The organism is Aureimonas sp. CAS (assembly GCF_059838215.1).
On record NZ_CM187563.1, the window covers coordinates 433,946 to 459,292 of the forward strand.

Consider the following 25,347-nt stretch of genomic DNA (forward strand, 5'->3'; position numbering starts at 1 on the left):
CGCTTCTTCAAGAACCGGCGAAAATGTCCCCGCCTCCCGCGCCGCCTCTGTTCGACGCAGGATGGCGACAGACTAGACAAGCATGACCCGGCTGGCAAAGCCGACGAGACACAGTGTGGCGAAAAAGGACGCCGCCGACGGCAGGACCGTCGGCGGCGCGCAAGGCTCGGAAGGTTAAGGCGCGGGAGGCGTCAGTAGCGGTACTGGTCGCTCTTGAACGGGCCCTGCGGGGTCACGCCGATATAGGCGGCCTGCTCCTCCGAAAGGATCGAGAGCTTGGCGCCGAGCTTGTCGAGATGCAGGCGCGCGACCTTCTCGTCCAGGTGCTTCGGCAGGACGTAGACCTCGTTCTTGTACTGATCGCCCTTGGTGAAGAGCTCGATCTGCGCCAGCGTCTGGTTGGTGAAGGACGCGCTCATCACGAAGGAGGGGTGCCCCGTCGCGTTGCCGAGGTTGAGAAGGCGGCCCTCGGACAGCAGCAGCATGCGCTTGCCGTCGGGGAAGGTGATCATGTCCACCTGCGGCTTGACGTTGGTCCAGGTCAGGTTCTTCAGCGCCGCGACCTGAATCTCGTTGTCGAAATGGCCGATATTGCCGACGATCGCCATGTCCTTGAGCGAGCGCATCGTGTCGAGCGTCACGACGTCCTTGTTGCCCGTCGTCGTGATGACGATGTCGGCGGTCGGGGCGGCCTCTTCGAGCGTCACGACCTCGAAGCCGTCCATCGCCGCCTGCAGCGCGCAGATCGGGTCGACCTCGGTCACCTTCACGCGGGCGCCGGCGCCCTGGAGCGAGGCGGCCGAGCCCTTGCCGACGTCGCCGTAGCCGCAGACGACCGCGACCTTGCCGGCCATCATGACGTCGGTGCCGCGACGGATGCCGTCGACGAGGGATTCCTTGCAGCCGTACTTGTTGTCGAACTTCGACTTGGTGACGCTGTCGTTGACGTTGATCGCCGGGAAGGGCAGCAGGCCCTTCTTCTGCAACTGATACAGACGGTTGACGCCCGTCGTCGTCTCCTCGGTCACGCCCTTGATGGCGTCGCGCTGCCGGGCGAAGAAGCCGGGCGTCTGCGCCATCCGCTTCCTGATCTGCGCGAAGAGGATCTCCTCCTCCTCGTTGCCCGGGTTCGACAGGACGTCCTCGCCCGCCTCGGCGCGCGCGCCGATCAGGATGTACATCGTGGCGTCGCCGCCATCGTCGAGGATCATGTTGGAGGGCTGGCCGTCCGCCCACTGGAAGATGCGGTCGGTGTACTCCCAGTACTCGGTCAGCGTCTCGCCCTTCACGGCGAAGACGGGCGTTCCGCCGGCCGCGATGGCGGCGGCGGCGTGGTCCTGCGTGGAGAAGATGTTGCAGGAGGCCCAGCGGACCTCGGCGCCCAGGCTTTTCAGCGTCTCGATCAGGACCGCGGTCTGGATCGTCATGTGCAGCGAGCCGGTGATCCGGGCGCCCTTGAGCGGCTGCTCGGCGCCGAACTCCTCGCGGCAGGCCATCAGGCCCGGCATCTCGGTCTCGGCGATCTCGATCTCCTTGCGGCCCCAGTCCGCGAGCGAGATGTCCTTGACGATGTAGTCCTGCGTGCCGGTCATGGCTTCAAACCTTCAGAGATGGATCGGGAAGGGCGCGCGTTGGAGCGCGCGCGAATTCTGCCCGGCTTTTACCAATCGGGGCGCGCGACCACAAGCGGATATAAACATCTCTTTATGTGTCTTGGTTTCCGGTCTCTTCCGGAGCCGCCGGCCGCGGTGCGGGGGACAGATCGTCGTAGAGTGCGACGGCCTCTTCAGCGGGACCCCGGCGCACGCCCGGCGAGCGGACCTTCAGAACGCGCACGCGCCCGTGCAGCGACATCGTCAGGACGTCGCCGGGACGGATCAGCTTGGCCGGCTGGTCGATCTTCTCGCGATTGAGGCGCACGGCGCCGGACTGGACGATGTCCTGCGCCAGCCCGCGCGTCTTGGTCAGACGAGCGAAGAACAGCCATTTGTCGATTCGCTGGCTGCCTGCGCTCATCCCGCCTCGCGCTACTTCTTGAGCTGCTCTTTGAGAGCGGCGAGCTTGGCGAAGGGCGAATCCGGATCGGCGACCTTCGGCTTCTCGAAGCGGCGCGGCGCCTCGTCGTTGCGCGGCCCCTTGTCGAAGCGCGGCTTGCCCCCGCCCGAACCCTTGCCGCCGCCATGGCCACCGGGGCGCTGGCCGCCGAAGCGTTCCTGCCGGCGATCCTCGCCCGGCTTGTCGCCGTCCCGGCGCTCGCGGTTCGGACCGCCGCGGCCCGGCCTCTGGCCTCGCCGCTCGCCGTCGCGGGACGGCCGCTCTGCGCCTTCGCTGGAAGCGTTGCGGTTGTCGCCGCCGCGACCCTGATGGCCGCCGCGACGCGGACCGCGCTCGCGGTCGCCGCGCGACGGGCGCCAGAGCTGGACGATCTTGGGCTCTTCGGCCGGCTTCTCTTCGGCACCAGCGGTTTCGGTCGGGGCAGGGTGAGGCGCTTGGTCCGCCGTCGGCTCCTCGACGCTCGGGGCATCGACGTCGTCCGTCCCGGCCTTCTCCTCGGCCGGGTCGGCGTTCGCCGCCGGCTCGACCGGAGCGGCTTCGGCCGTGGTCTCCTCAGCATCCGCGACCGGCTCGCTCACGGCATCGGCCGCCTCGTCACCGCCCTCGGGCGACGCTTCGCCGGTCTCCTCGGTCGTCGGAGCGGCCTCGGCGGGCGCTGCTGCGGCCTGCGCGGTCCGGGCCGCGGCGGCGGCGTCCTCTTCGGCGAGCCGCGCCTCCACCGCGCCGGCATCCATGCCGTTCGCGCGGTAGCCGAGGCCCTTGAGAATCTCGTCCATGTCCTGCGCGGTCGCGCCGAGGATCGACATCATGGCGGGGGTGACGATGAAGGCGCGGCCGTCGAAGGCGCCTTCGGGGCGCTTGGAGGTTCCGGGCTTCCAGGCGAGAGCCGGGCGGATGAGGTCCGCGAGGCGCTCCAGGATGTCGATGCGCACCGCGCGGCTGCCGAGCAGGCGATAGCCCGCCAGCGCGTAGAAGACCGGGTCGAATCCCTCTTCCGGCCGGGCCGAGGTGCGGCCCGTCGCCAGAAGCTGCGGCACCTCGCCGTAGCCCGGCCGGTCGCGCGCGTCCTTGGCCGTCGCCCACAGAAGCGTCATCAGATGCGCCGGGGCTGGCTTGATCAGCGCGGGAACGAAGATGTGATAGGCGCCGAAGCGCACGCCGAGCCGGCGCAGCGCGGCGCGCGCGTCCTGGTCGAGCGAGCGGACGTCCTCGGCGATGTCGCGCCGCTGGATCAGGCCGAAATTCTCGTACAGCCGGTAGGCGATTCCCTTGGCGGTGCCCTCCAGCCCCTCGCCCGCGCCGAGATCGGCCAGCGGCTTCAGGATGGTGGAGACCTGATAGGTCACGTAGCGCTCGGCACGGGCGGCGACCTTGTCGCGCGCCGGGCCGGTCAGCTGGTCGTCCGCGAGAAGCACGACGCGCGGGCGCAGCGGGTCGTCGCCCGCCGAGATCGCCGCCACGGGTGCCCCGAGCCAGCGCACGAGGCCGTCGGCGCCGAGCGCCAGGTCGCCGTTCGGTGCGTTGAAGAACCGCTCGGCCCGGCGCTCGTACTCGTTCGCCAGCGCCTTCTGCGCGGCGGCGCGCACCGCCTTGCCGTCCTGCCCCTCCGACACCGCGTCGGGCGTGAACCGGAACCCCTGCAATTCGCCGACATGGTGACCCTCGACGGTGACCTTGCCGTCGTTGCCGACCTCTGCTTCCATGAAGGCGTTCTCTCTCAACCGCCGCATCAAGACGCTTGTCCTGCGATCTACGAAGCGTTTCGTCAACCGCTCGTGAAGGGCGTCGGAAAGCCGGTCTTCGATCGCCCGCGTCTTTTCCTGCCAGTGTGTCGGATCGGCCAGCCAGCCGGGACGGTGCGAAACATAGGTCCAGGTGCGCACCTCCGCGATGCGCTGGGACAGGGCGTCGATGTCACCCTCCACCCTGTCGGCGCGCCGCACCTGCTCGCCCATATAGTCTTCCGCCACATGTCCGCGCCGGACCAGATCGGCGTAGATGGAGCCGATGATCTCGGCGTGCTGGGCCGGTGCGATGCGGCGGTAGTCCGGCAGCTTGCAGGCCTCCCAAAGCGTTTCCACCGCCTTGGCGCCCGTCGCCATCGCGGCGATCGAATCCTCGCGCGACAGGATCTCCAGCGCCCGCTGGTCCACCGAGGGCAGGGCGCGGGTCAGCTCGCCCGGCGGCGGAGAGCGGTCCAGGCTGCCCTTCAGCGCGTCGAGGGAGCGGAAGTCCAGATCGCGCGAGCGCCATTGCAGAACGCGCATCGGCTCGAAGCGGTGCGATTCGAGCGCCTCGACGAGCTCGTCCTCCAGGGGATCGACCCGCGCGGTCACGCCGAAGGTGCCGTCGCGCACGTGCCGCCCGGCGCGCCCTGCGATCTGGCCGAACTCGGCGGCCGTCAGGCGGCGATACTGGAAGCCGTCATACTTCCAGTCCTGCGCGAAGGCGACGTGGTCGACGTCGAGATTCAGCCCCATGCCGATGGCGTCTGTCGCGACGAGGAACTCCACCTCGCCGTTCTGGTAAAGCTCGACCTGGCGGTTGCGGGTGCGCGGCGAGAGCGCGCCGAGCACCACCGCCGCCCCGCCGCGCTGGCGCCGGATCAATTCGGCGATGGCGTAGACCTCGTCGGCCGAGAAGGCGACGATGGCCGAGCGGCGCGGCAGGCGCGTGATCTTCTTCGATCCGGCATAGAGAAGGTTGGACAGGCGCGGCCGCTGCACGAAGCGGATGCCGGGCAGCACGCGCTCCAGAACGCCGCGCATCGTGCCTGCCCCGAGCAGAAGCGTCTCCTCGTAGCCGCGCGCATGCAGCACGCGGTCGGTGAAGACGTGGCCGCGCTCCAGATCGCCGCACAGCTGCACCTCGTCGATGGCGACGAAGGCCGCGCTCGGCTCGCGCGGCATCGCCTCGACGGTGCAGACCTGGTAGCGGGCGTGCTTGGGCTTGATCTTCTCCTCGCCCGTGATCAGGGCGACGGCACCGACCCCGACGCGCTCGACGAGCCTCTGATAGACCTCGCGGGCGAGCAGGCGCAGCGGCAGGCCGATGACGCCGGAGGAATGGGCGATCATCCGCTCGATGGCGTAGAAGGTCTTGCCGGTGTTGGTGGGTCCCAGAACGGCCGTCACGCCCGTCCCGTCGGGCGGGGCGCCGCGTCGTGCGGCTTCATGCGGGAAAGGCGCGTTCATCATCCGTGCCGATAGTTATGGCGTCCGCGCCAAAACGCAAAGGCGCGGCTGCGACGGATCGCCCGGCGATCGTCGCTCGTCCACTCCCCGATGTCGCAAAAAGGACTGCATCGCGTTGTTGGCAACGCCTAACGTCTTCGATGAAGCATGAATGGAGCGACAGGTCTTGGCCGGATTCCCTGAGCGAGCGAAGGTCGTCATCGTCGGATTGGGAGGCATCGTCGGCGCCTCCGTCGCCCATCATCTGATCGAGCGCGGCTGGGACGACATCGTCGGCATCGACGCGTCCGGCATCCCGACCGATGTCGGGTCCACGGCGCATGCCTCGGACTTCTGCTACACGACCAGCCACGACTTCCTGTCCTGCTGGACGACGCTCTACTCGATCGAATTCTTCGACAAGCTCGGCCACTACGCCCGCGTCGGCGGCCTGGAGGTGGCGCGCGTCGGCGACGATGCGCGCATGGACGAGATCCGCCGCAAGGTCGCCTCCGGCAAGGCCTTCGGCACCAGGGTCCGCCTGATCGAGCCGGCCGAGATCAAGGAGAAGTTCCCCCTCATCGAGGAGGATCAGGTCCAGGGCGGTCTCTGGGACCCGGATGCCGGTCTCGTGATCCCGCGCTCGCAGACCGTGGCGGGCAAGCTCGTCGACGAGGGCGAGAAGTCGGGCAAGCTGCGCGCCTTCGCCAACACGCCCGCGACCTCGCTCGTCATCGAGGACGGGAAGATCGGCGGCGTCGTCACGCCGCGCGGAACGATCCACGCCGACCACGTCGTGGTCTGCGCCGGTCTCTGGGGGCGGCTCATCGCCGAGATGGCCGGCGAGGACCTGCCGGTCATGCCGGTGGACCACCCGCTCACCTTCTTCGGTCCGTACAACGAGTTCGCCGGCACGGGGAAGGACATCGGCTATCCGCTGATGCGCGACCAGGGCAACTCGGCCTACATGCGCGACACGGGCGACCCGACGACGGCCGAGGGCGGCCAGATCGAGTGGGGCTATTACGAGGAGCACGATCCGCGCCTCTGCCACCCGCGCGACATCCTGTCGAAGGCCGAGGCGCGCCTGTCGCCCTCGCAGCGCGATCTTGACATGGAACAGATCATGGAGCCGTTGGAGCGGGCGATCGAGCTGACGCCGATCCTCGGCGAGCTCGGCTACCGCGAGAGCCATTCCTTCAACGGCCTCCTGCAGGTGACGAGCGACGGCGGCCCCTCCTGCGGCGAGAGCCGGAAGGTGAAGGGCCTCTGGTACTGCGTCGCGATCTGGGTGAAGGACGGCCCGGCCTACGGCAAGCTCATCGCCGACTGGATGACGGACGGCCGGACCGAGATCGACCATCACGCGATCGACGTCACGCGCTTCTATCCGCACCAGCTGACCGAGGAGATGATCCACGAGCGCTGCACGGAGACGGCCAAGAAGATCTACAACCCGGCCGTCCATCCGCGCGAGCCCTTCTCGCTCGGCCGCAACGTGCGCCGCTCGCCCTTCCACGAGCGCGAGAAGGAGCTCGGGGGCTACTTCATGGAGCTCGGCGGCTGGGAGCGCGCCCACGGCTACGCCTCCAACGAGCACCTTCTGGACAAGTACGGCGACCGTGTTCCGGTGCGCGAGAACGAGTGGGACGCCCGGCACTTCTGGCGCGTCTCCAATGCCGAGCAGCTCGCCATGAGCGAGGACGCCGGCATCATCAACCTGTCGCACTTCGCGATGCTCGAAGTGTCCGGCCCCGACCACGTCGCGCTGGCCGAATGGCTGTGTGCGGCCAAGATCGGCGGCGACGCCAACGTCAACAAGGGCATCTACACTCACTTCCTCGACGACGAGGGCATGGTGCGCGCCGATCTGACGGTGCTGCGCTTCGAGGACCGCCTGCGGATCGTCGACGGGGCGGACGCCGCGCCGCGCGACTTCCACTACGTCGCGCGCGTGGCCGAGGAGAAGGGCTTCGACGTCCAGCTGGCGGACCGCACGAACGAGATCGTCACCGTCGGCATCTGGGGGCCGAACGCGCGAGAGAAGCTGAAGACCATCGTCGAGGACCCGGCGGCGATCGAGAAGGAGGCGCTCGCCTTCACGCAGCTGCGGGCCGGCCGCATCGCGGGTAAGGACGTCACGATCTTCCGCATCTCCTATGTCGGCGAGCAGGGCTTCGAGATCCACGTCGCCTATGATGACGCGCCCGCAGTCTGGGCGGCGCTGGAATCCACAGGCGCGACGCCGGTCGGCATCGAGACCTATGCGAACTCGCGGCGCATGGAGAAGAGCCTGCGCCTGCAGAACGCCGATCTCCTGACCGAGTACAATCTCTACGAGGCCGGCCTCTCACGCCCGAAGGTCAAGGAAGCGGACTTCCGCGGCAAGGCCAAGCATCTGGAGTATCGCGAGCGGCCGCATCAGCCGGCGATGCTGTGCACGCTGGTCCTGACCGAGAACACTGATTCCGAGGGCGTGAAGCGCTATCCCGTGGGCATTCTGCCGGTGCTCGACCCGGCCACCGGCGAGACGCTGGTGGACGAACTCGGCCGGCGCTCCTTCACGACCTCGATCGCCTTCGGCCCCTCGGTCGGCAAGACCATCGCGCTCGCCTATCTCCCGCACACGCATGCCGAAGTCGGCACCAAGCTGGAGGTCGAGTATTTCGCCGAGCGCTACCCGGTCGAGGTGGCGTGCGTGGGGATGAACTCGCTCTACGACCCGGAGAACCTCAAGCCGCGCAGCTGACGCGCGGGCCCCGTCCTCACCGGGCCGAGCGATAGGGCTCGGTCGGAACCGAGACGTGCAGGGGAGGGGGCGCCGGATAGGCGGCATCCACCCCGCCGATATCGCTCGGGTCGCTGGGAAGCATCACGCTCAAGACGAGGCCGGCGGCGGCCAGTCCGGCAACGACGGTCGTGCGGAAGGAAGCGGTCATCGTGTTCGCCCTCGAAGCAGCGTCCCCCCGGTCGCTTGGCGAGTCGAATGAGCGGGACCGCGATCGGTTGCAAGCGCCGGGTTCGATTTCGTGAGCCGGCTCACGATCCTGTGAGTCTCGGGCCGTCGGGCGGCGTCTCGAAGATAAGCCCGCCTTCCCATTTCCAGGCTCCGCTGCCTTTCGGAAATCTTTTCCCCAACGCCGGTGCTCGGGAGGCGACGGAACCTCGTGACGCGCCTTCATGCCGTCCAAGGTCGGGTCACGTCGCGGCGAGGGGATCGTCCTGCCGAGGCGAGACCGAAAGCTCGAAGCGCTCGAACGAGGGCGCCGCACCGGAGAAGACGACATGCCGAAGAAGACGACGCTCCTTGCCGCCGCCGGCCTTGGCGCTCTGATGATGGCGACCCCCGCGCTCGCGATCGAGGGCGCGGACGGCCCGCTGGTCACGACCGAATGGCTCGAGGCCAATCTCGGAAACCCCGACCTTCGCCTCGTCGAGGTCTCCGTCGAGCCGGGCGTCTTCGAGCGCGGCCATATCGAGGGCGCGCAGAACGTCGTCTGGCACACCGACCTCGTCGATCCCGTAAAGCGCGACATTGCGACCCGCGAGAACTTCGAGGAGCTGGTGCAGCGCCTCGGCATCGAGGAGGATTCCACGGTCGTCCTCTATGGCGACAACAACAACTGGTTCGCGGCCTGGGGCGCCTGGGTGTTCGATACCTACGGCATCGACGTGAAGCTGCTCGACGGCGGCCGCAAGAAGTGGGAGGCCGAGGGCCTGCCGCTCTCCACCCGCGCCACCACCGTCGCCGCCTCCGACATCACCCTGCCGGAGCGCAACGAGGACATCCGCGCCCGCCTGTCCGACGTCCTCGAGGTCGTGAACGGCGAAGCGGAGGCGACCATCGTCGACATCCGCTCCAACGACGAGTTCACCGGCAAGATCTTCGCGCCGGAGGGCAGCCAGGAGCTGACGATCCGCGCCGGGCACGTGCCGGAGGCGATCAACGTGCCCTGGGGCACGGCGGTGGCCGAGGACGGAACCTTCAAGCCGGCCGAGGAGCTGAAGGCCATCTATGCCGAGAAGGGCATCGACGGGTCCGAGCCGATCATCGTCTACTGCCGCATCGGGGAGCGCTCCTCGCACACCTGGTTCCTTCTCTCGAAGATCCTCGGCTACGACGTGCGCAACTATGACGGCTCCTGGACCGAGTACGGCAATTCGGTCGGCTCGCCGATCGTGAACGTCTCGAACACGGTCTGGACGGGCAAGTAACGCACCGTCATTCTCGAAAGAGGCCCGGCGGGTTCGCTCCCGCCGGGCTTTCGTCCGTCCGGCAGGGAGCGCGCCGAGCCGTGAGCATCGTCCACGAGACCGAGGGCAACGGCCCGAACCTCCTGATCCCGAGCCCCGCCTCGGCCCGTGCGCCGGCCGGCCGGCCCGCGCGGTTCCGCCTGCCGGGATGGGCTCTCGCAGCCCTTCTGGCCGTGCTGATCCTCGGCGCCGCCCTGTACCTCTCGCGTGCAGGCTACGGCGATGCGCTCGCGCTCTCGCTCGTCCTCGGTGCCGCCTTCGGCTTCGTCCTGCAGCGCTCGCGCTTCTGCTTCTATTGCGGCATCCGCGAATGGGTGGAGGAGGGAGAGCCGGACGGCGTGCTCGGGCTCCTGACGGCGATGGCCGCCGGCGCGCTCGGCACCGCGCTCGTCTTCGGCGCCTGGATGCCGGACCCTTCGACCGGCCGCCTGCCGCCCGACGCCTTCATCGGCCCCATCGCCTGGACGCTCGTCTTCGGCGGGCTCGCCTTCGGGGCGGGCATGTCGATCTCGGGTTCGTGCATCTCGGCCCATCTCTACCGGCTGGGGGAGGGCTCGCCGACCGCGCCCTTCGCGATTCTCGGAACGCTCGCGGGCTTCGTCCTCGGCTTCGCGACCTGGAACCGGCTCTATCTCGACTTCGTGCAGGGCGCGCCGGTCGTCTGGCTGCCGGCGTGGACCGGATATCCCGGCTGGGTCGCGCTGACGCTCGTCGTGCTGGCGGCTCTCGCCTGGCCGCTTCTTCTCCGCCGCTCGCCCCGGCGCGAGGCCGTGCGGGCCGAGCTCGACCGCTATGACGGGCGCTCCGCGCTCGCCCCGCTCGCGGCCGTCTTCACCGGGCGCTGGCCGGGCTGGCTCGGCGGCCTCTTCGTCGGCGGGCTCGCCGCCTTCGCCTATCTGCGCGTCGCCCCGCTCGGCGTCACGGCCGAGCTTTCGGCGCGCGCAAGGGACGTCGGCACCGCGCTCGACGCCGTGCCCGGCACGCTGCTGGGCCTGGAAGGCCTGCGCGGCTGCGTCTCGATCGTCGCCAACGCGCTCCTGTCGAACAACGGCGTCTTCGTCCTCGCCATGTGCGCCGCGAGCTTCGCCGCCGCGCTCGCCTCCGGCCAGTTCCAGCCGCAATGGCCGAAGGCCTCGCAGATCCTTCGCGGTCTTCTCGGCGGGCTGCTTCTGGGATGGGGCGCGATGGTCGCGCTCGGCTGCTCGATCGGCACGCTTCTCTCCGGCATCATGGCCGGAGCCCTGTCGGGCTGGGTCTTCGCGCTCGCGATGATCGCCGGACTCGTCGTCGTCCGCCGGATCGACCGGGCGCTCTTCGGATAAAATCGTTTCGTAAGCGGGCCTGACAATGGACGCGCCTTTCGCGCGGGTCTATCGCGGACGACGTCGCGCGGGCGGCTCGCTGGGGAGCCGTGGGCCCGTGCCTCGGGAGGCGTATCCGTGAGCCAGGCGAGCATGAAGGCGGGCAGCGGCACCGGACAGGCGCAGACGACCATGCTGGTCCTCTGGTCCCTGTCGCTGTGTCACATGCTGAACGACACGATCCAGTCGCTCCTGCCGGCGCTCTATCCGGTGCTTCAGGCCAACTACCAGTTGACCTTCACGCAGATCGGCATCCTGCACTTCACCTTCCAGGCGACGGCCTCGCTGCTGCAGCCGGCCGTCGGCCTCGCGACCGACCGCCGCCCCTATTTCCGGCTGCTGACGATCGGCATGGGCGCCAGCCTCGTCGGCCTCGTCATTCTCGCCTTCGCGCATTCCTACTACGTGCTGCTTCTGGCGGCGGCCTGCGTCGGCATCGGCTCGTCGATCTTCCATCCGGACGCCTCCCGCGTCGCGCGCGCGGCCTCGGGCGGGCGCTACGGCTTCGCGCAGTCGGTCTTCCAGGTGGGCGGCAACACGGGCACCGCGCTCGGACCGCTGCTCGCGGCCTATATCGTGCTGCCGCTCGGCCAGCCCTCGGTCCTGTGGTTCTCGGCGCTGGCGCTTCTCGGCATGATCGTGCTCTGGCACGTCGGGTCCTGGGCGAAGGCCAAGCATCTGGAGCGCCTGGCCGCCGCCGCGAAGGCCGGGCCGGCGCCGATCGCCGCCTCGCGCCTGCCGCGCAACCGCGTCGTCTTCGCGATCGTCATCCTGGCGATGCTGGTCTTCTCCAAGCAGCTCTACACGGTGTCCCTGTCGAGCTACTACACCTTCTACCTGATCGACACGTTCGGCGTGTCGATCCGCGACAGCCAGCTCCTGCTCTTCCTGTTCCTGGCGGCGGCGGCGGCCGGCACCTTCCTCGGCGGCCCGATCGGCGACCGGTTCGGGCGCAAGGCCGTCATGTGGTTCTCCATTCTCGGCGTCCTGCCCTTCACGCTGCTTCTGCCGCATGTGAACCTGTTCTGGACGGCGGTTCTCTCGGTCGTCATCGGCTTCGTGATCTCGTCGGCCTTCTCGGCGATCGTGGTCTTCGCGCAGGAGCTGGTGCCGGGCCGCGTCGGGCTGATCGCGGGCATCTTCTTCGGATTCGCCTTCGGCATGGGGGGCATCGGGGCCGCCGTCCTCGGCGCGATCGCGGACGCGCGCGGCATCGGTTACGTCTTCCAGCTCTGCGCGTTTCTGCCGCTGCTCGGCCTTCTCACCATCCTCCTGCCACCGGAGAAGACGATCACCCAGCCGCGATAGTCTTTTTCTCCCGATCCGCCCTGCGGCGGAACGTTCGACCCTCGCCTTGGCGGTCGGAATGCGTCATGCCGGTCGTCGAATTGTACGGCGGGCTTTCGGCAGGGTCCGCGGAAGCCTATGTTTGCCGCACCGCACACGTCCATCCATCAGCCGAGAGGCGCGAAGAGCCGATGAACGCCATCGTCGAGAAGCTTGAAACCGAAACCGCCTTCCCGATCCCGGCCGGCGTCTTCGCCGAGACCGTGACCGAGGTTCGGCACTACACGGATTCGCTCTTCAAGTTCCGCATGACGCGGCCCTCGAGCTTCCGCTTCCGCACCGGCGAGTTCGCCATGATCGGGCTGCCGAACGCGGAGAAGCCGGTCTATCGCGCCTATTCGATCGCCAGCCCCGCCTGGGACGAGGAGTTGGAGTTCTTCTCCATCAAGGTGCCGGGCGGACCGCTGACCGAGCATCTGCAGAAGATCCAGCCCGGCGACACGGTGCTGATGCGCAAGAAGCCGACGGGAACCCTCGTTCTCGATGCGCTGATCCCCGGCAAGCGCCTCTACCTTTTCTCGACGGGAACCGGCATCGCGCCCTTCGCCGGCATCATCCGCGACCCGGAGACCTACGAGAAGTTCGAGGAGGTCATCCTGACCCACACCTGCCGCAACGACGCCGAGCTCCAGTACGGGCGCGACCTCGTGGAGGCGACGAAGACGGACGAGCTGCTCTCGGAGGTCGTCGGCGGCCGCCTGCGCTATTTCGGCGGCGCGACCCGCGAGGGCAACCCGCCCGCACAGCGCATCACCACCATGATCGAGAACGGCTCGCTCTTCGAAGCGCTCGGCGTGCCGCCGCTCGATCCCTCGACCGACCGAGGCATGATCTGCGGCTCGATGGACATGCTGAAGGACACCAAGGCGCTTCTGGAGGCCGCGGGCCTGGAGGAGGGCGCCAATTCCAAGCCGGGCACCTTCGTCGTCGAGCGCGCCTTCGTCGACTGACGAATCGTCGGCGCTCTTGTCTTTGACGAGGGCGCCGGGCCGCTGGTAGGGATCGCCGGACGGCCACCGGAGCGTTCCCGATGAAAGCGATCTTCGTCCAGTTCAAATGCCGTCCCGGCATGGCCTACCGCGTGGCCGACGAGATCGGCGAGACGGTGGAGGAGATGTCGGAGGTCTATTCGACCTCCGGTCAGTACGATCTCCTCGCCAAGTTCTATCTCGACGACGACCGGGACACCGGCCATTTCGTCACCGAGAAGCTGCAGACGATCGAGGGCGTGGCGGACACCTTCACCACCGTGACCTTCAAGGCCTTCGGACGCGCGTGACGAGTCCCTCGACGGCGCGCGGCGCGGCGCGGCTCCTGGTCGTCGTAGAGGACGGGACGGAGGCCGAAACCGTTCGCCGGGCCGGGGGCGTCGCCATCCGCTCGCTCGACGCGCCTGATCTCGAAGAGGCGGTCGGACCTTCGCGCCGGCTGGACGCAGCCTCCATCACCGCTCTGGACGACACGCTCGTCGAGAACGGCGCGACGCTTCTTCTCGACGCGTCGCCCGATCGGCTTCTCGACCGGGTCTCCTTTCCCGACCTCGCGCGATTTGCCGACCACGCGAACGAGCGCGGCGTTCGGTTCGGCTTCGCCGGCAGGCTGGAGGCGCCCGACGTTCCCCGTCTCCTGCCGCTGCGGCCTTCCTTCCTCGTCTTCAACGAGGCGATCCGCGACGATGCGGGCCGGCTCGACCACGGGACGCTTTCGGACGTCGCGACGCTCTTCGCCCCGCCCGAACACGCGCCGCGATTTGAGGGCGAGCCCGACAAGGTCTTCGTGCGCGACCTCGTCCAGGAGATGGAACTCGGCGCCTATGCCTCCGAACGCGGGCGCCGCCAGCGCGTCCGCTTTTCCGTCGAGGCCGAGCTGGCGCCCCGGACGGGGCCGTGGGCGGCCGCCGACATCTACTCCTACGACCGGATGATGGATGCGATCCGGGCGCTGGCGCAGCGTGCGCCCGAGCCTTTCGTGGAAACGCTCGCCGAAACGCTCGCGCGCGAACTCCTCGAAGACGCGCGGCTGATCGCCGTGACCATCCGCGTCGAAAAGCTCGATCTCGGGCCCGCATCGGCCGGCGTAGAGATCCGGCGCGCCCGCAAGAATTGAGCTGAATCGCCGGTCCGCCATGCCGCAGTGCGGCGACGAAATGGCGGAACCGCGGCAAATGGGCGTCATTATCGAATGGACGGACGGCGCGCGATCCGTTTGGATGGAGCGTAACGGCTGCGACGGGAAGGAGCGAAGGCGCGAATGCACGACATGCTGATCGTCAAGTTCGGAGGAAGTTCCATTCCACCTTTTGACCTGGCGCGCTGGGTCGGGGCGGTGGAGGAATCGAGCCGGCCGACGGTCGTCGTGCCGGGCGGCGGGCCTTTCGCGGGCACCGTCCGCCGCCTTCAGAGCCAGATCGGCTTCGACAACGACGCCGCGCGTGAAATGACGCTGCTGGCCATGGAGCAATTCGCCCGCGCGCTCTGTTCGATCGGCACGCGCCTGGAACCCTGCGACAGCGAGGAGGCGATCCTTCGCACGCTGTCGGAGGGGCGGATCGCGGTCTGGCTCCCGACGCGCAGCGCGATGAGCACCGACGATCCGGTGTGGGACACGACCATGTCGTCCGACGGCTTCGCGGCCCGGCTGGCCAGCCAGTTTCCCGGAGCCACGCTCTGCCTCGTTAAGCGGATCGACCTGCCGGAGGGCCGCGATCTTCATGCCGTGACGGCTGCGGGCGTCGTCGACCCGGCCTTCGAGACCATGCTGCACCCGGCGACGCGGCTCTATGTCGCCGGGCCGTCCGAACTCTCGCTCGCCGGGCGGCGGCTCGCCAAGGGGCAGGTGCCCGGCCAGGAGGTGGTGCGCGAGGACGATCTCCACACCATGCACGAGGCGGCGCAGTAGAGAGCGGCCGCTCTCCAATCCGGTTCAGGCACTCAGATCGGCGCGAGGGAAGAGGGAGGCGCCCGACGAATGTTCAGCGTCCGTCGGGTTTGGGCGTCGCGTTCGAGCCGGCGGCGAGCGCGTTGCGGATCGCGTTCGGATTGACCGCGACGGACGGCTGCGGAATGTCGAAGAGCCGCTCCGGCCCTGCGCCCGCGATGCTCGGCGTATCCGACGCGCTGGGCGAGGCGCCGAAGGAGCCGCCCGAGGTGCTGGACAGGCCGGTCCCGCTCGTCCCCTCGCGGGCGAGCGAATCCACGTTCAGGGAATTGATGCTCGTCGCGCCTTCGCTGGCGCGCTCCTCGGTGGTCGATGCGCCCGAGCCGGCCGCACCGCCGACGCCCGATCCCGACAGGCCGCCGCTGCCGACGCCGCCTCCCGAGGGAGTCGAGCCGGAGCCCAGCGACGGTGTGGGCGACACGGTGCCGGACGAGCTGCCGACGCCGCCCGCGGCGCCCCCGGCCGAGGAGGAACCAAGACCGCCACTGCCGCCAAGACCACCGGACGAACTCCCCACGCCGCCGGCCGCCCCGCCCCCGGAGCTTCCGACGCTGCCGGACGACCCCCCGGTCGAGCCGCTGAGCTGGGCGAGAGCGGGGCCGGACAGCAGCGCGAGGGCGAGCGCGGCGGTGGAGAGGAGCTTGGCGGACATGGGAAGACCTCGGTGCGTCTCGATCTGTCAGACGCCAACGTGAGGCGTGACGGCCGGTTCCGCGATCGAGGGTGTGTCCCTGCGCACGGCGCTCTAGCGTCGTGGCGCCAGCGAAGGGCGCGTGACGGAACTGCGGCCGATGGCGGTCGGCCCGCCGCGCGAGAAATCGCCGGCTCGCGCAGGGTCGAGGTCCGGCCGCCCCATCCGGCCCCGTCCGTCCGGCTCCATCGAGGCGGCGGGGATGTCGGGGCGGGTGTGGCGCGCGCCGATCCGCTCGCGGATGATCCGGTTGCGCAACTGGCGCTCGCGCGCGAGCGTGTCGGGTGAGGGCAGCGGGCGCACGATCACCGGTAGCCCGTTCGTCACGTGCGGGCCGGGGATCACCGTTCCCTGTCCCGGGACGATCTGGATCTGCGCCGCGGCCGGACCGAGCGAGGCGCAGAGAGCGGCAAGGGCGAGGAGGGCGAGCCGTATCGTCGCGTTCGCTGCCATCAGACCTCCTCCTCCTCGCTCTGTCCCCTCACGTGGGGTCGATCGGCCCCACGTCCAAGGCGTATCGGGTCAGACCTTGGTCGCGGGCGCCTCGCCCGGCACGAAGACCATGGTCGAAAGGGGCGGGATGCTGAGGCTCAGCGAGAAGGGACGGCCGTTCGCCTCAATCTCCTCCGCCTCGACGCCGCCCATATTGCCGACGTTCGACCCTGCATAGATCTCCGCGTCCGTGTTCAGCGCCTCGCGCCAGAACCCGCCCTGCGGCGCGCCGACCCTGTAGCCGTGATGGACGTTCGGCGTGAAGTTGCAGACCACGATCGCCGGCCCGCCGTGCCGGTCCTTGCGCAGGAAGATGAGAATCGACTGATCGACATTCGATGTGTCGATCCATTCGAAGCCGTTCGGGTCGCAGTCGAGCTCGTGCAGGGCCGGAATGCCGCGATAGAGCGTGTTCAGGTCGCGAACGAGCCTCTGGGCGCCCTTGTGCTCGGCGTGGTCGAGCAGGTGCCAGTCGAGCGACTGATCGTGGTTCCATTCGGCCGACTGGCCGAACTCGCCGCCCATGAAGAGCAGCTTCTTGCCCGGATGGGTCCACATGAAGCCGTAATAGGCGCGAAGATTCGCGAACTTCTGCCACCAGTCGCCCGGCATCTTGCCGAGGATCGAGCCCTTTCCGTAGACGACTTCGTCATGGGAGAGCGGCAGCACGAAGTTCTCGGTGTAGTGATACACCATGCCGAACGTCATGTGATGGAGATGGTACTTCCGGTTGATCGGGTCTTCCTGCATGAAGTGCAGCGTGTCGTGCATCCACCCCATGTTCCATTTGAAGTGGAAGCCGAGCCCACCGAGATAGGTCGGGCGCGACACGTTCGGGAAGGCCGTCGATTCCTCGGCATGGGTCGTGGCGGCGGGGTAATACTCGCCGACGCGCTCGTTGGTCTCCTTCAGGAAGGCGATGGCCTCCAGATTCTCTCGCCCGCCGAAGATGTTCGGCTCCCATTCGCCGTGCTCGCGCGAATAGTCGAGATAAAGCATCGAGGCGACGGCATCGACGCGCAGGCCATCCACATGGAAGCGGTCGAGCCAGTAAAGGCCGTTGGCGACGAGGAAGTTCTTCACCTCCGTGCGCCCGTAGTCGTAGATCAGCGTGTTCCAGTCCTTGTGGAACCCGCGGCGCGGGTCGGCATGCTCGTAGAGCGGCGTGCCGTCGAACTGGCCGAGGCCGTGGATGTCGGTCGGGAAATGGCCGGGGACCCAGTCGAGCAGGACGCCGATCCCCTCCTGATGGCACGCATCGACAAGGCGCGCGAAGCCCGCCGGGTCGCCCTGTCGCGCCGAAGGGGCGAACAGGCCGATCGGCTGGTATCCCCAGGAACCGTAGAAGGGATGCTCGGAGACCGGCATCAACTCCACATGGGTGAAGCCCATCTCCTTGACGTAGGGCACCAGCTCGGGGGCGATCTCGTCATAGGTCAGGAAGGCGTTGTCCGGGCCGCGACGCCAGGAGCCGAGATGCACCTCGTAGATCGAGACCGGCTTGTCGGCGGCCTGCCAGTCGTTGCCGTGGACCCGGAACGCCTCGTCCTTCCAATCGTGCTCGACGAGCCCTTCCACAATCGAGGCGGTGGAGGGCGCGAGTTCGTGCCGCGTCCCGACGGGATCCTGCTTCAGCGGAAGCACTTCGCCGTGCGGGCCGACGATCTCGTATTTGTAGACCTCGCCTCTGGCGAGACCGGGCACGAAGAGCTCGTAGATGCCGGTCTCGTGGTTGCGGCGCATGACATGGCGCCGCCCGTCCCAGGAGTTGAAGTTGCCGACCACGGAGACGCGCCGGGCGTTCGGCGCCCAGACGGCGAAGCGCACGCCCTCGACCCCGTCCATCGCTCCGGGATGGGCGCCGAGCTTCTCGTAGAGCTTGTAGTGGCGCCCCTCGGCCAGGAGATAGGCGTCGAGATCGGACAGGACCGAGCCGAAGCGGTACGGGTCGTCCTCCTCCCAGGTGACCGTGCCGTGGGTCAGCCGCAGCCGGTAGGTCGTCGTTCCCTCGGGAAGCGCGCCGGAAAAGAAGCCGGCGTCGCCGATCGGCTCCAGAGAGGAGAGCACCGTTCCGGCCGCGTCGATCGCCTCCGCCTTCTCCGCGCCGGGGCGGAAGATGCGCAGCGCAATCCCGCCCTCCCGGCGGTGCGGCCCGAGGATCGAGAACGGATCGCCATGAGCGCCACGTTCGATCTCGGCGACCTCGTGCTCGTTCGGACGGTGGGCGAGCGTGGTCGCGGCGTTGGACATCAGATCACCTGACGGTTCTGGAGGAGCGAAACGATTCCGCGAAGCGGGATCGGCAGCCACGCGGGCCGCATGGAGGCTTCGTAGCGCAGTTCGTAGAAGGCCTTCTGGAGGAGGAAGAGGTCCAGGAGCGTCCGGTTCCCTTTCTGGCCGAGATCGATGCCCGACGCCTCCTGCCAGGCGGCGAGGAAGGCGGCCGACACCTCGTCCCGCCAGCTCTCGGCCCGCTCGCGGACGCGAAGGCCCGCCTCGTCGGAGACGCCCACCTTGTCGCGTGCCGAGAAGGCCGCGTAGTCGTAGGACCGCAGCATGCCGGCGACGTCGCGCAGCGGCGAGGTCTTCTCGCGGCGCTCCTCCAGAGGCCGGCCCGGCTCGCCCTCGAAATCGAGGATGACCACGTCGTTGCGCGACACCAGAAGCTGGCCGAGATGGTAGTCGCCGTGGATGCGCGTGCGCTCGCCCCCGATGGAGCGCTGGCCGATGTCGCGGAACCATTCGGCGACCTTGCCGCGCGCCGAGACCAGACTGTCGATCTCCGCCGCGACCTCCTCGCCCGCGCTCTCGCGCAGGCCGGCGAGAAGCTCGATGACGGAATCGGCCTCGGCGGCCGCTTCGCCGGCGATCTTCGACAGGAAGGCGGCGTCGATCGGCTCGGGATCGAAGGCCGCGTCGCCGGTGCGCGTGGCGAGCGCGGCGTGCATCTCGCCCGTGCGCCGCCCGATGGTCTCGCCGGGGTCGAACTGCATGATGAAGCGGGGGTCGCTCGTCGAGCCCTCCTCGGCGTCGGGCGCCTCCTCGGTGGCGTAGGCGGTGTCGCGCAGATAGCGCGTCAGGCTCTCGGTCACCCGGCTCCAGGCGTCGCCCTGGTTCTCCACCCTCTCGAACAGGGCCGCGAGCGCGGTCTCCTCGCCGTCTTTCGTCTGCAGCGTCGTGGAGGCGAGCAGCGCCGGTGCGGCCGCGAAGCTCGTGTTCTCCGTGAGGAAGCGCGAAATCTCCAGCTCCGGCTGGATGCCGCTGCGAAGGCGCCGGTAGAACTTCAGGATCGCCGGACCGACCGCGACGGAGGTGTTGGACTGCTCGCCCGAGAGCGGCGAGACGCCGTCGGCCTCCACCTGCCGGACGGTCTCGAGCAGTTCGGCCCGCGACGGGGAGGCCTCGAAGCGCAGGGTTCCGCCGTCGGCGGTCTCCATCGCGCCGCCCTTGGTCATCTGCCGCACGAACTCGCGCACGAAGTCGGCGTCGCGCGCGGCGTCGATGACGGCGCCGACATTGGCGCCCTGGCGGATCTTCGCCAGCGTGTAGGGAAGCGTCGGCGCGTCACGGCCGAGATGAGCCTCGCTCCACTTGCCGGCGAGCGGCAGGAAGTAGCGCTGCGGTCCCTCGCTCGTCTCCACCACCGCCTCGCCGAGGAGATGGGTGCGCGAGCGCGGCGTCAGCGCGCCGATGATGCGGTAGGAGGCGCGCGTCGGCGTCTCGGCCTTGGCCGCGAACCAGCGCTGGCGCGACACGAAGCCGGGCAGGACGCTTTCGATCTCGCGGCGGTTGCGGCCGGGAATCGTGTCCTGGAGATTGCCGTCGATGACGAGCGTGTTGAACTCGGGCAGCGGCTGCGGCCCGGCCGGCCCGTCGCGGACATTGTCCTGCGGGGTCAGCGCGAACCAGAAGAAGCCGTAGGCCGGCAGCGACAGGAGATAGGGCAGCTGGCCGATGGCCGGGAAGTTGGACAGGCCCAGCATCTCCACCGGCACCGAGCCGGCATGGGCCGACAGGTCCAGCTCCACCGCCTGCGCGGAGGAGGACAGATTGGCGACGCACAGGATCGTCTCGCCGTTGTGCTCGCGCAGATAGGCGAGGATCTTGCGGTTCGACGGGTAGAGGAAGCGGATCGTGCCGCGCCCGAAGGCCTCGCGCGTGCCGCGCACCTGGATCAGGCGGCGCATCCAGTTCAGCTGGCTGGCCGGGTTGTTCGACTGCGCCTCGACGTTGATCGCCTGATAGCCGTAGAGCGGGTCCTGGATCGTCGGGAGGTACAGCCGCTGCGGATCGGCCCGCGAGAAGCCGGCGTTGCGGTCGGGCGACCACTGCATGGGCGTGCGCACGCCGTCGCGGTCGCCGAGATAGATGTTGTCGCCCATGCCGATCTCGTCGCCGTAATAGACGACGGGCGTGCCGGGCATGGACATGAGGAGCGCGTTCAGAAGCTCCACCTTGCGGCGGTCGTTCCCCATGAGCGGGGCCAGACGGCGGCGGATGCCGAGATTGATGCGGGCCCGCTTGTCCGAGGCGTAGGTCGACCAGAGATAGTCGCGCTCCTCCGCGGTCACCATTTCGAGCGTCAGCTCGTCATGATTGCGCAGGAAGATGGCCCACTGGCAGTTCTCGGGGATCTCCGGCGTCTGGCGCAGGATGTCGGTGATCGGATGCCGGTCCTCCTGCGCCAGCGCCATGTACATGCGCGGCATCAGCGGGAAGTGGAAGGCCATGTGGCATTCGTCGCCGTCGCCGAAATAGGGACGCGTGTCCTCCGGCCACTGGTTGGCCTCGGCCAGCAGCATCCGGTCCGGATAATGCGCGTCGATCTCGGCGCGGATGATCTTCAGGACGTCGTGCGTCTCCTTCAGGTTCTCGTTGTTGGTGCCCTCGCGCTCGACCAGATAGGGGATCGCGTCGAGCCGCAGCCCGTCCACGCCCTTGTCGAGCCAGTAGCGCATCACGCGCAGCACCTCCTCGATCACCTTCGGGTTGTCGAAGTTGAGGTCCGGCTGGTGCGAGTAGAAGCGGTGCCAGAAATACTGGCCGGCGACCGGGTCCCACGTCCAGTTCGAGGTCTCGGTGTCGAGGAAGATGATGCGGGTGAGGTCGTAGCCCTTGTCGTCGTCCGCCCAGACGTAGAAGTCGCGCTCCGGCGAGCCCTTCGGCGCGTTGCGGGCCGCCTGGAACCAGGGATGCTGGTCGGAGGTGTGGTTGATGACAAGCTCGGTGATGACGCGCAGGCCGCGCTTGTGCGCCTCCTCGATCAGCCGCTCGAAATCCTCCATCGAGCCGTAGGACGGGTTGATCGTCTCGTAGTCGGCGATGTCGTAGCCGTCGTCGCGCAGGGGCGAGGGATAGAACGGCATGATCCAGATGGCGGTGACGCCCAGCTCCTTCACGTAGTCGAGCTTGGACAGGAGACCGGCGAAGTCACCGATCCCGTCGCCGTTCGAATCCGCGTAGGTCTTGACGTGGAGCTGGTAGATGACCGCGTCCTTGTACCAGTCGTTCGCCTTGGGGTCCGGCGTGGCGGTCTCGGCGGGGGCGGCGGCTGCGGTCTCTTCGATCATGGACGTTCTTCGGTTCGGGCCGTTCGGCCGAGGATGGACGGGAGGGATGATCCTCCCCGGATGACGGAAAAATTCAGGCCGAGATGCGGAAGACGGCGTAGGGGCAGTCCTCCGGGTTGATCCACCAATGCTGGACCTTGCCCGACCAGACGAACTGCCGGTCGTTGACGAGGTCCTCTACCTTCACGGAGGCGGTGTCGGGCAGACCGAACTCCCAGAGCGGGACCTCGAAATGGCCGCCCTGCGAGTTCTTCGGGTCGAGCGAGACGACGAATAGGAGGTAGGACGACCGGTCCCGCGTCCGCTTGGCGTAGTAGAGGACGTTCTCGTTCCAGAAGTTCAGGAACTGCAGCGAGCGGAAGTCGCGCATCGCGGGTTCGGAGCGGCGAAGCGCGTTGAAGAAGGCGATGTCGTCGCGGATGTGGCCCTCGCGCTTCCAGTCGAAGGCGCGGATCTCGTATTTCTCCGAATCGAGATACTCCTCCTTGCCCGGCACCGGCGTCGCCTCGCACAGCTCGAAGCCGGAATAGACTCCGTAATTGCCGCCGAGCGTGGCGGCGAGCGCCAGCCGCAGGCGATGGCCGGGCCGTCCGCCGGTCTGGAGGAAGATCGGGTTGATGTCCGGCGTGTTGACGAAGAAGTTCGGCCGCATGAACTCGGCGCATTCCTCCTGCGTCAGCTCCTTCAGATACGCCTCCAGCTCCCACTTCTCATTGCGCCACGTGAAGTACGAGTAGGACTGGTTGTAGCCGACCTTCGCCAGCCTCTTCATCACCTTCGGCCGGGTGAAAGCCTCCGCCAGGAAGATGACGCCGGGATCCTTTTCGCGGACCTCCGCGATCATCCATTCCCAGAAGGGGAAGGGCTTGGTGTGCGGATTGTCGACCCGGAAGATGCGGACGCCCTTGTCGAGCCAGAACAGGACGACGTCGCGCAGCTCGATCCAGAGATCGGGGATCGAGTCCGGCTTGTAGAAGTCGACATTGACGATGTCCTGGTACTTCTTGGGCGGGTTTTCGGCGTACTTGATCGTGCCGTCCGGCCGCCAGTCGAACCAGCCCGGATGCTCCTTGATCCAGGGGTGGTCGGGCGAGCACTGGATGGCGAAGTCGAGGGCGAGTTCCAGCCCGTGCGCCGCCGCTTCGTTGAGAAGGCGCTCGAAGCTCGCGAAGTCGCCGAGCTCGGGGTGGATCGCCGTGTGCCCGCCCTCGGCCGAACCGATGGCGTAGGGCGAGCCGGGCTCGCCCTCCTTCGCGGTGACCGAGTTGTTCTTGCCCTTCCGAAACTGCTTGCCGATGGGATGGATCGGCGGGAAATAGAGGACGTCGAAGCCCATCTCCCGGATGTCCGGCAGGCGCTTGATGACGTCGTCGAAGGTGCCGTGGCGGTTGACGTCGCCGCTTTGAGAACGCGGCATCAGCTCGTACCAGGCGGAGAAGCCGGCGGCCTCGCGATCGACCCAGACCGGAACCTCCACCTCCCAGCGCGTCTCCTCGTCGCGCGGGCCGACGCGGTTCATGAGCGCGGCGGTCTCGGGCTCCTCGTAGGCGGCATAGGCCGCATCGCCGTCCAGCTTGTCGAGCCGTGCGGCGAAGGCCGCGAGCGCTCCTCGGTCGGCCTCGTTCCCGCGCGAGCCCTTCTCGGCGCGCTGGACGAGGGCGCGGCCCTCCTTCAGCTCCAGCGAGATGTCCTGGCCGGCGTCCTTCTTCTTCTTCGTGTCGCTCGCCCATGTCGCGAAGGCGTCGCGCCAGGCGAGGATTGTGTAGCGGGCCGGCCCGGGCTCGTCGAAGCTCACCTCGCCGCGCCAGCGGTCGTTTTCCCAAAAGGTCAGCGGCGTTTCGGTCCAGTCGCCGCCCGCCGTCCGAACGAGGATCGCCGCGTCGATCTTCTCGTGCCCGTCGCAGAAGACGTCGGCCTCGATCCTCAAGGGTTCGCCCACGAGCCGCTTCACCGCGAAGCGCCCGCCGTCGATGACCGGCGTCACCCCTTCGATCGCCAGACGCGACTTCGCCAGCGTCTCCAGCGTGTTCGCGGATGCGTCGAGACCGGCGCTGCGGGCCGCGGCCTTCAGGGATCCGGTCAGTGTCTGGCTGGCCATCGCGTCCTCGTATCCATGTCCTGCTTCGTCATATCCCCGGCGCGGCTCCTTCGAGACGGCCCTTTAAGGATTAGGAAGGCGCCGGCTCGTTTCCAGTTGCATCGCACCATCGGCTTCGTCGTCCGGCGAAGGATCGGCGGTGTCGGGCCAGAGGCGCTCGCCGTCGCGCAGCGCCCGGCGCAAGGCGACAAGCCGTTCGGCCGGGAAGGGGCGATCGAGCCAGCCGTTCAGCTCCTGAAGATAGGCGAGCTGCCGGCGCGAGGGCCGCCCGGCGAGCACCGTGACCATGAGAAGCGCGGCGCAGAGCTCGTCGCGCGCCTCCTCCGGCAGGCTCGTCATCGCGCCGCGCCCCCGGTCGCCCGCGGGCGCGAGTTCGTCGGAGCGGGTCCATTCCTGCAGCCCTGCGAGGAGGAGGACGTAGTTCGGATGGGCGTTGCCCGCGCACCGCACCAGTTCCACCGCGCCCGCGACGAAGGCCGCGCGAAAGGCTTCGTCATCATGGCGCCTCATGCGCTCGAAGCCTTCGCGCAGGGCGAAGGGCCCGAAGGCGCGCACGCGGGCCTCCTCCATGATGCGGTGGAGGATTAGCGCGTTCCAGGCGGCGTAGAGAGGGGCGGCGAGCAGCGGAACGTAGGAGCGCAGCACCGCGCGCACGAAGAGGCGGCGCATGGCGATGCGAAGGACGAAGGAGGTGATGCCGACCTTGGCCCGGTAGAGGAGGCTGCGCGCCAGGAGCTGCCATTTCGGTTCGAAGGCATGGGGATCGACGCCGAGGATCTTGCCTTCCGGATTGGGTGATTCGAGCGCGGCGCGCGCGAGGGCGGCCCGGACCAATTCTCCCGTCCCGCCCTCTCCGGGCGGCACGCCGACGATCCGCTTCACCTTCGCCACGGCCCGTAGCGTGATCCAGTAGAGGAACAGGATCTCGACGAACGTCACGATGCCGACGATGGCGTAGAACAGCCCCCATTTCAGCGGGGCGTCGAGAAGGCCGGCATCCTCCCCGTCGAGGATTCCGAGGGTCAGCCCGATTTCCAGCCCCCCGAGGATCAGGCCGGACAGGGTGCCCGAGCCGACCCCGATCCAGACCGTGCGGCGCTGGATCGAACCCAGCCGCACGCGCTCCTCGTCGCGGATCGGAACCGAGCCTTCCTTCAGCTCTCCGTCCAGAAAGGAGAGGGCCCGACGCTCCAGCGCATTGGGCTCGGGCGCGTAGACGTCGAGGAGGTCGCGTGTCGTCGAGCGCCCGGACCGTTCCGAGGACGAGCGATCCGGCAGGTGCGACGCCGCGTCCATCTGATCCTTCGCTCCAGCCTACGCCTTCCGATGCGCATCAGCTAGGGCACGCGCCCGGATCGGGAAACGGAAG

Annotated in this window: 18 protein-coding genes; 8 read left to right on the top strand and 10 right to left on the bottom strand. The window is 68.4% G+C overall.

Features of this window, described 5'->3' with window-relative positions; translation table 11 throughout:
• Positions 1-191 precede the first annotated feature (191 nt).
• The 3 genes from ahcY to AC6R2M_RS02055 form a co-directional block, all read right to left on the bottom strand.
• Complete coding sequence (gene ahcY, locus AC6R2M_RS02045) at positions 192-1,592, bottom strand: adenosylhomocysteinase (RefSeq protein ID WP_500485010.1); 1,401 nt, start codon at positions 1,590-1,592, stop codon at positions 192-194.
• Positions 1,593-1,704: 112 nt separating this feature from the next.
• Positions 1,705-2,016 carry an RNA-binding S4 domain-containing protein gene (locus AC6R2M_RS02050; protein WP_500485012.1) on the bottom strand — a complete coding sequence of 104 codons (312 nt, stop codon included), beginning with the start codon at positions 2,014-2,016 and terminating at the stop codon, positions 1,705-1,707.
• An 11-nt stretch (positions 2,017-2,027) separates the two neighbouring features.
• Positions 2,028-5,249 (bottom strand): helicase-related protein, encoded by a 3,222-nt coding sequence (locus tag AC6R2M_RS02055; protein ID WP_500485014.1) that lies wholly within the window; start codon positions 5,247-5,249, stop codon positions 2,028-2,030.
• A 166-nt stretch (positions 5,250-5,415) separates the two neighbouring features.
• On the opposite strand from AC6R2M_RS02055, the gene AC6R2M_RS02060 reads away from it, so the two are divergent.
• Positions 5,416-7,977, top strand: coding sequence for a GcvT family protein (locus tag AC6R2M_RS02060; RefSeq protein ID WP_500485016.1), 2,562 nt, complete (start codon positions 5,416-5,418; stop codon positions 7,975-7,977).
• Between the two features lie 16 nt (positions 7,978-7,993).
• On the opposite strand, the gene AC6R2M_RS02065 is transcribed toward AC6R2M_RS02060, so the two are convergent.
• Positions 7,994-8,167, bottom strand: coding sequence for a hypothetical protein (locus AC6R2M_RS02065; protein ID WP_500485018.1), 174 nt, complete (start codon positions 8,165-8,167; stop codon positions 7,994-7,996).
• A gap of 346 nt (positions 8,168-8,513) precedes the next feature.
• On the opposite strand from AC6R2M_RS02065, the gene AC6R2M_RS02070 reads away from it, so the two are divergent.
• From AC6R2M_RS02070 to AC6R2M_RS02100, 7 genes are all read left to right on the top strand, one after another.
• A complete protein-coding gene (locus AC6R2M_RS02070) occupies positions 8,514-9,443 on the top strand; it encodes a sulfurtransferase (RefSeq protein ID WP_500485020.1) in 930 nt (309 codons plus the stop codon).
• Between the two features lie 80 nt (positions 9,444-9,523).
• On the top strand, positions 9,524-10,804 hold the full coding sequence (locus tag AC6R2M_RS02075) for a YeeE/YedE family protein (RefSeq protein WP_500485022.1): 1,281 nt from the start codon (positions 9,524-9,526) through the stop codon (positions 10,802-10,804).
• A gap of 132 nt (positions 10,805-10,936) precedes the next feature.
• A complete protein-coding gene (locus tag AC6R2M_RS02080; protein WP_500487453.1) occupies positions 10,937-12,151 on the top strand; it encodes an MFS transporter in 1,215 nt (404 codons plus the stop codon).
• A gap of 170 nt (positions 12,152-12,321) precedes the next feature.
• A complete protein-coding gene (locus tag AC6R2M_RS02085; protein WP_500485024.1) occupies positions 12,322-13,140 on the top strand; it encodes a ferredoxin--NADP reductase in 819 nt (272 codons plus the stop codon).
• An 80-nt stretch (positions 13,141-13,220) separates the two neighbouring features.
• Positions 13,221-13,469 (top strand): Lrp/AsnC ligand binding domain-containing protein, encoded by a 249-nt coding sequence (locus AC6R2M_RS02090; protein ID WP_500485026.1) that lies wholly within the window; start codon positions 13,221-13,223, stop codon positions 13,467-13,469.
• Positions 13,466-14,296 (top strand): dihydroneopterin aldolase, encoded by an 831-nt coding sequence (locus AC6R2M_RS02095; protein ID WP_500485028.1) that lies wholly within the window; start codon positions 13,466-13,468, stop codon positions 14,294-14,296. Before AC6R2M_RS02090 ends, AC6R2M_RS02095 begins: the two co-directional genes overlap by 4 nt.
• A gap of 144 nt (positions 14,297-14,440) precedes the next feature.
• Complete coding sequence (locus tag AC6R2M_RS02100) at positions 14,441-15,088, top strand: amino acid kinase family protein (protein WP_500485030.1); 648 nt, start codon at positions 14,441-14,443, stop codon at positions 15,086-15,088.
• Positions 15,089-15,161: 73 nt separating this feature from the next.
• On the opposite strand, the gene AC6R2M_RS02105 is transcribed toward AC6R2M_RS02100, so the two are convergent.
• From AC6R2M_RS02105 to AC6R2M_RS02130, 6 genes are all read right to left on the bottom strand, one after another.
• Complete coding sequence (locus tag AC6R2M_RS02105; protein WP_500485032.1) at positions 15,162-15,779, bottom strand: hypothetical protein; 618 nt, start codon at positions 15,777-15,779, stop codon at positions 15,162-15,164.
• Positions 15,780-15,872: 93 nt separating this feature from the next.
• Positions 15,873-16,271, bottom strand: a complete 399-nt coding sequence (locus AC6R2M_RS02110) for a hypothetical protein (RefSeq protein WP_500485034.1) — start codon at positions 16,269-16,271, stop codon at positions 15,873-15,875.
• Positions 16,272-16,340: 69 nt separating this feature from the next.
• Positions 16,341-18,560 carry a 1,4-alpha-glucan branching protein GlgB gene (gene glgB / locus AC6R2M_RS02115; RefSeq protein ID WP_500485036.1) on the bottom strand — a complete coding sequence of 740 codons (2,220 nt, stop codon included), beginning with the start codon at positions 18,558-18,560 and terminating at the stop codon, positions 16,341-16,343.
• Complete coding sequence (gene treS, locus AC6R2M_RS02120) at positions 18,560-21,880, bottom strand: maltose alpha-D-glucosyltransferase (protein WP_500485038.1); 3,321 nt, start codon at positions 21,878-21,880, stop codon at positions 18,560-18,562. Before treS ends, glgB begins: the two co-directional genes overlap by 1 nt.
• A gap of 73 nt (positions 21,881-21,953) precedes the next feature.
• A complete protein-coding gene (locus AC6R2M_RS02125; protein WP_500485040.1) occupies positions 21,954-23,978 on the bottom strand; it encodes an alpha-1,4-glucan--maltose-1-phosphate maltosyltransferase in 2,025 nt (674 codons plus the stop codon).
• Positions 23,979-24,041: 63 nt separating this feature from the next.
• Complete coding sequence (locus AC6R2M_RS02130; RefSeq protein ID WP_500485042.1) at positions 24,042-25,274, bottom strand: LBF_2804 family protein; 1,233 nt, start codon at positions 25,272-25,274, stop codon at positions 24,042-24,044.
• Positions 25,275-25,347 lie beyond the last annotated feature (73 nt).

What these genes read in the sequence shown, in the direction of transcription:
- ahcY (WP_500485010.1), bottom strand. Translation starts at nt 1,592, where the DNA reads ATGACCGGCACGCAGGACTACATCGTCAAGGACATCTCGCTCGCGGAC.
- AC6R2M_RS02050 (WP_500485012.1), bottom strand. Translation starts at nt 2,016, where the DNA reads ATGAGCGCAGGCAGCCAGCGAATCGACAAATGGCTGTTCTTCGCTCGT.
- AC6R2M_RS02055 (WP_500485014.1), bottom strand. Translation starts at nt 5,249, where the DNA reads ATGAACGCGCCTTTCCCGCATGAAGCCGCACGACGCGGCGCCCCGCCC.
- AC6R2M_RS02065 (WP_500485018.1), bottom strand. Translation starts at nt 8,167, where the DNA reads ATGACCGCTTCCTTCCGCACGACCGTCGTTGCCGGACTGGCCGCCGCC.
- AC6R2M_RS02070 (WP_500485020.1), top strand. Translation starts at nt 8,514, where the DNA reads ATGCCGAAGAAGACGACGCTCCTTGCCGCCGCCGGCCTTGGCGCTCTG.
- AC6R2M_RS02080 (WP_500487453.1), top strand. Translation starts at nt 10,937, where the DNA reads ATGAAGGCGGGCAGCGGCACCGGACAGGCGCAGACGACCATGCTGGTC.
- AC6R2M_RS02085 (WP_500485024.1), top strand. Translation starts at nt 12,322, where the DNA reads ATGAACGCCATCGTCGAGAAGCTTGAAACCGAAACCGCCTTCCCGATC.
- AC6R2M_RS02090 (WP_500485026.1), top strand. Translation starts at nt 13,221, where the DNA reads ATGAAAGCGATCTTCGTCCAGTTCAAATGCCGTCCCGGCATGGCCTAC.
- AC6R2M_RS02100 (WP_500485030.1), top strand. Translation starts at nt 14,441, where the DNA reads ATGCACGACATGCTGATCGTCAAGTTCGGAGGAAGTTCCATTCCACCT.
- AC6R2M_RS02105 (WP_500485032.1), bottom strand. Translation starts at nt 15,779, where the DNA reads ATGTCCGCCAAGCTCCTCTCCACCGCCGCGCTCGCCCTCGCGCTGCTG.
- AC6R2M_RS02110 (WP_500485034.1), bottom strand. Translation starts at nt 16,271, where the DNA reads ATGGCAGCGAACGCGACGATACGGCTCGCCCTCCTCGCCCTTGCCGCT.
- glgB (WP_500485036.1), bottom strand. Translation starts at nt 18,560, where the DNA reads ATGTCCAACGCCGCGACCACGCTCGCCCACCGTCCGAACGAGCACGAG.
- treS (WP_500485038.1), bottom strand. Translation starts at nt 21,880, where the DNA reads ATGATCGAAGAGACCGCAGCCGCCGCCCCCGCCGAGACCGCCACGCCG.
- AC6R2M_RS02125 (WP_500485040.1), bottom strand. Translation starts at nt 23,978, where the DNA reads ATGGCCAGCCAGACACTGACCGGATCCCTGAAGGCCGCGGCCCGCAGC.
- AC6R2M_RS02130 (WP_500485042.1), bottom strand. Translation starts at nt 25,274, where the DNA reads ATGGACGCGGCGTCGCACCTGCCGGATCGCTCGTCCTCGGAACGGTCC.